This is a genomic window from Streptomyces sp. NPDC048419, from assembly GCF_043200415.1.
Taxonomy (GTDB): Bacteria; Actinomycetota; Actinomycetes; order Streptomycetales; family Streptomycetaceae; genus Streptomyces.
Genome location: NZ_JBICXT010000003.1, coordinates 1,547 through 3,549, shown reverse-complemented (window position 1 = coordinate 3,549; position 2,003 = coordinate 1,547). Strand labels below are relative to the sequence as shown.

General features: G+C 58.0%; 1 rRNA gene (cut by a window edge). It reads right to left on the bottom strand.

The features are described from left to right. Window positions 1–1,704 (bottom strand): 23S ribosomal RNA (locus ACGFYN_RS07750); it reaches 1,265 nt to the left of the window's first position. Between the last annotated feature and the right edge of the window lie 299 nt (window positions 1,705–2,003).

Genomic DNA, 2,003 nt, shown 5'->3' with positions numbered 1-2,003 from the left:
GACGTCCTACACCCTTACCCCGGGACAACCACCGCCCGGGCTGGACTACCTTCCTGCGTCACCCCATCACTCACCTACTACCAGCTTGGTCCGGCGGCTCCACCACTCCCCTCAACTCCGAAGAGATCAGGGCGGCTTCACGGCCTCAGCATCACTGGATTCAATGTTTGACGCTTCACAGCGGGTACCGGAATATCAACCGGTTATCCATCGACTACGCCTGTCGGCCTCGCCTTAGGTCCCGACTTACCCTGGGCAGATCAGCTTGACCCAGGAACCCTTAGTCAATCGGCGCACACGTTTCTCACGTGTGAATCGCTACTCATGCCTGCATTCTCACTCGTGAACCGTCCACAACTCGCTTCCGCGGCTGCTTCACCCGGCACACGACGCTCCCCTACCCATCACAGCGGGCGTTGGCCCTCTTGCTGCAATGACACGACTTCGGCGGTACGCTTGAGCCCCGCTACATTGTCGGCGCGGAATCACTAGACCAGTGAGCTATTACGCACTCTTTCAAGGGTGGCTGCTTCTAAGCCAACCTCCTGGTTGTCTGTGCGACTCCACATCCTTTCCCACTTAGCGTACGCTTAGGGGCCTTAGTCGATGCTCTGGGCTGTTTCCCTCTCGACCATGGAGCTTATCCCCCACAGTCTCACTGCCGCGCTCTCACTTACCGGCATTCGGAGTTTGGCTAAGGTCAGTAACCCGGTAGGGCCCATCGCCTATCCAGTGCTCTACCTCCGGCAAGAAACACACGACGCTGCACCTAAATGCATTTCGGGGAGAACCAGCTATCACGGAGTTTGATTGGCCTTTCACCCCTAACCACAGGTCATCCCCCAGGTTTTCAACCCTGGTGGGTTCGGTCCTCCACGAAGTCTTACCTCCGCTTCAACCTGCCCATGGCTAGATCACTCCGCTTCGGGTCTTGAGCGTGCTACTGAATCGCCCTGTTCGGACTCGCTTTCGCTACGGCTACCCCACCCGGGTTAACCTCGCAACACACCGCAAACTCGCAGGCTCATTCTTCAAAAGGCACGCAGTCACGAGACACCAAGCAAGCTTGATGTCCGACGCTCCCACGGCTTGTAGGCACACGGTTTCAGGTACTATTTCACTCCGCTCCCGCGGTACTTTTCACCATTCCCTCACGGTACTATCCGCTATCGGTCACCAGGGAATATTTAGGCTTAGCGGGTGGTCCCGCCAGATTCACACGGGATTTCTCGGGCCCCGTGCTACTTGGGTGTCTCTCAAGCAAGCCGCTGATGTTTCGACTACGGGGGTCTTACCCTCTACGCCGGACCTTTCGCATGTCCTTCGCCTACATCAACGGTTTCTGACTCGCCTTGTTGCCGGCAGACAACAAAAGAGAGATCCCACAACCCCCACGACGCAACCCCTGCCGGGTCTCACACGTCGTAGGTTTGGCCTCATCCGGTTTCGCTCGCCACTACTCCCGGAATCACGGTTGTTTTCTCTTCCTGCGGGTACTGAGATGTTTCACTTCCCCGCGTTCCCTCCACTTGCCCTATGTGTTCAGGCAAGGGTGACAGCCCATGACGACTGCCGGGTTTCCCCATTCGGACACCCCCGGATCAAAGCCTGGTTGACGACTCCCCGGGGCCTATCGTGGCCTCCCACGTCCTTCATCGGTTCCTGGTGCCAAGGCATCCACCGTGCGCCCTTAAAAACTTGGCCACAGATGCTCGCGTCCACTGTGCAGTTCTCAAACAACGACCAGTACACCGTCACACACCGCTCACGCGATGCTGCACCGGCGCCGGCAACTGAAGGAAAATCATTCCCTCAGACACCCAACAGCGTGCCCGGCACCCTCACCACTTCCCCGCTCCGTTCCACGCCCCGAAGAGCAGTACTAGGAAGAGAAAATGACCGAGTGTGCCGAGTAGTCAACGTTCCACCCATGAGCAACCAGCATCAGACGTTCGCTGATGTCCTGGCCTCTGACCGGGCAAGCCCGGTAAGAAGTGCTCCTT